Origin of the sequence: Bacillus sp. AP50, assembly GCF_040492675.1 — a bacterium.
Lineage (GTDB): Bacteria > Bacillota > Bacilli > Bacillales > Bacillaceae_G > Bacillus_A > Bacillus_A cereus.
This window is the reverse complement of record NZ_JBEUTW010000593.1, coordinates 1-2,987: the sequence shown is the minus strand read 5'-3', so window position 1 is coordinate 2,987 and position 2,987 is coordinate 1. Positions and strand designations below refer to the sequence as shown.

Genomic DNA, 2,987 nt, shown 5'->3' with positions numbered 1-2,987 from the left:
GAATTCCTTTATGTTTTTCATGTTGTAGACCTCCATTGTATTGATATTATTAATATATATAGTATCACAAACATAGTGGTTAACAGTCATTATATTTATCTCTATTAAAAATAATGTGAAGTAAGGTACTTAAATTGACGGAGAACGAAACAAAATAATGGGTAACAAAACGATCAAACTTTTTATGTAAATCGCATACCAATTTACAAAGAATGAATTCATTTTGAACAAGCTTATGTCAAAATGGACTCTTCTTATTTATCATATAATATTTGTTTGTGTTACTATTTAATAAAGTTGTATTCTTTATTAAATAGACGTATCGTTTATAAAAATTGTACTGTTTTCAGTCCTTTTTATTTTAAAGTTAATGTGATATATTCATAACATAAAGAGCGAAATACATCACATGGGGGTTTTTATGAAAAATAAGTTGTCTTATTTAGGATTTCTCGGTTTTTTGGGGTTTTTAGGTCCGTTTACATTTTTAGGTAATATTTCATGGGCATATTATTTTTTCGGTTTCTTTTTCTTCTTCGCATATGCAAAAGTAGTACCAGATGAGCTTTTTATACTGCATGTTCGGATCGCCGCTACAAGAGCTTTTTTCGTAGCAGTAGTACTAGGAAGTATACTACTTTTGAGTGTTTTTATATTAGAAAATTTACATATAATTCGGTTATTCGTTATAATTTCATTTTTCATACCTTTAGGCACATTTATAATTAATTTAGAAATATTTGAGCGCAGAGAAAAGAAAGGAATGCAAGATGCCACTTAAGACTAGAATGAAAGAATATAGAGTAAAGCTAAATATGTCTCAAGAAGATTTAGCCAAGGAGGTTGGTGTTAGAAGGGAAACAATTGGCAATCTCGAAAATGGAAAATATAACCCTTCCTTCAAACTTACTTATGATATTGCGAAGGTTTTAAAAGCACCTCTTGAAGTTCTGTTTTGGTTTGAAGAATAGCTCATGTATGAGTAAATGATTATGATAGATATGTTCATGAGTTTTGAACAATCTTTTTTATAAAAACTAAATGCAGATTTCTAACAAAAGACTCCATTTTGATTAAACCTTTTTCAAAGTGGAGTCTTTTTGTTTACCATAAATTATGGGTTTGTGGTTTTTTGTTTAAATTTCATTACAAATCAACATCAATTTGCGAATACCTGGTTTGTAGATAAAAGAGAGCCGCAAACATCTGTATGCAATATATAAAAGGTGCCAATTCTATTGTTAATAATGGAGATTGATAGCTCCTCTACGTTCACTTTTATAGAAGAGGGGAGATGAAATAAGCTAAGATACAGCTGTTTTAGTAGATTTGCTTTATTTTTCAATTAATTTGAATGCAGGTGATAATTTGTTAAATACACTATGTTGTTCATTTCCTTCTTGGTTCATACCTGCTTGATAAGATGAAAATCCTTTATATGTTTTTCTTTTCCATTGCCATAAGCCATTACTTTGATCGAATTCACCATAGTAATGATTGTAATCAAGCTTGTTTCCTGTGTTTTTATTAAAATTATTGCTAATAAAAATACGGCTATTACTTGCATAGATTTGGTTATTGGTAATTACATTGTTCCGGGTATCGTAATTTAATTCGATTTGGCCACTCTCTTGATCTTTTGTATCATTTTTATAAATTACATTGTTTGTAATCGTATTATTTTCGGCATATCCTTGCTGACTATCATATCCACCAATTGCAATGCCACTCATGATATTATTGGATATTGTATTGTCCCTAACGGTAATTTGGCTTGCGCTTTTTCCTGCATGTTCGCTAGCTACTTCAATACCGAGATCATTTTCATAGCTTTGATTTTGCTCAATGATAATCTCCTTCCCGCCATCCACGTAAATACCATCAGCTGAATATTCATTATAACTAGTATTATTGATGGATGAATTGTGATGGACAATGTTATTACGAACAACTCCATTTCGTGCCTGATCTAAAGAAGCTACTGGAGATACGCCTTCATGTCCAATCAGAACAATTCCAATGTTGTTGTTATCATGTACTTTGTTATTGGTAACTTCAAAGGAATCTACATTCCCATTCACAGCAATTGCTTCACTCAGTCCTAACTTCAAATTTGCTACTTCATTATGATCGATGACAATATGATTTAAATTATTTTGTGCACTAGATGAAGTACCGTATACAGCAATACCGTGTGCATTTCCATCCTTAACATTTGCTTCAATGTGGTGAATATAATTATTTCTAATATCAATGCAACTTCCTGTTCCAGTGATATAAATACCAATAGGGGTTTCGTTAACTTTCGTTGACTTTAAGTTACGAAATTCTAATCCTTTTACTTGAATATAGTTTTTGTCTTCTATTGTAAATAACCCATCATCTTCTAACTTGACTTTAGAACCATCAAGAATGACTTTTTCATCTTGATAATTTTGAAAAGTAATGGGTGCTCCTGAGGTACCAGAATGAGCGACACGAACTTTTTGGTTATAAACTCCGCCTCTTATGTAGATTGTACTTCCTTCTTTTGCGACATTAGCAGCTTTTTGAATGGTAGCGAAAGGTTGATCTAATGTGCCGGGATTGAGGTCATTTCCTGTTGGAGATACATAGGAATTTGTAACAGAAATTACATTGCTATTGGATTGTGCAAAGGTAGAGGTAGGGAGTGTGAAAATTAACATACTGAAAGAAAGTATAAAGATAAAAAGCGATTTTTTTAATGAGGGAAATATTGTTTGATATTTCATCATGATCCTCCTTCTTTATTAAGCATTCCTTCTCAACTATATAATTCAAACAGACGATTTATATCTTGTACTAATAAAAAAAGACCCAGTAATGTATTCTGGATTAAGAAACACCAACTCCTATGGTCTCGTATTCTATCTGAAACTAAATTTTTAATAATTCATGGTTTTTGTATAAAATCAAATCATATATATGTGTACTTGAAGGAATACGGATATTAAAATCGGTAGACG

3 protein-coding genes are annotated in these 2,987 nt (G+C 31.2%); 2 read left to right on the top strand and 1 reads right to left on the bottom strand.

The window, feature by feature from the left end; genetic code table 11:
* Positions 1-421: 421 nt before the first annotated feature.
* Both ABWK52_RS27035 and ABWK52_RS27030 read left to right on the top strand, forming a co-directional pair.
* The gene (locus ABWK52_RS27035; RefSeq protein ID WP_000791768.1) at positions 422-781 is read left to right on the top strand and encodes a DUF3796 domain-containing protein; all 360 of its coding nucleotides are present in this window, start codon (positions 422-424) and stop codon (positions 779-781) included.
* Positions 771-971 carry a helix-turn-helix transcriptional regulator gene (locus ABWK52_RS27030; RefSeq protein ID WP_001128812.1) on the top strand — a complete coding sequence of 67 codons (201 nt, stop codon included), beginning with the start codon at positions 771-773 and terminating at the stop codon, positions 969-971. Before ABWK52_RS27035 ends, ABWK52_RS27030 begins: the two co-directional genes overlap by 11 nt.
* Positions 972-1,334: 363 nt before the next feature.
* Here ABWK52_RS27030 and ABWK52_RS27025 read toward each other — a convergent pair whose 3' ends face one another.
* Positions 1,335-2,753: a right-handed parallel beta-helix repeat-containing protein gene (locus tag ABWK52_RS27025; RefSeq protein ID WP_353772268.1), complete on the bottom strand. Its 1,419-nt coding sequence runs from the start codon at positions 2,751-2,753 to the stop codon at positions 1,335-1,337.
* Between the last annotated feature and the right edge of the window lie 234 nt (positions 2,754-2,987).

Excerpts from the sequence above, each read along its gene's own strand:
- ABWK52_RS27035 (WP_000791768.1), top strand. The coding sequence starts at position 422 with ATGAAAAATAAGTTGTCTTATTTAGGATTTCTCGGTTTTTTGGGGTTT.
- ABWK52_RS27030 (WP_001128812.1), top strand. The coding sequence starts at position 771 with ATGCCACTTAAGACTAGAATGAAAGAATATAGAGTAAAGCTAAATATG.
- ABWK52_RS27025 (WP_353772268.1), bottom strand. The coding sequence starts at position 2,753 with ATGAAATATCAAACAATATTTCCCTCATTAAAAAAATCGCTTTTTATC.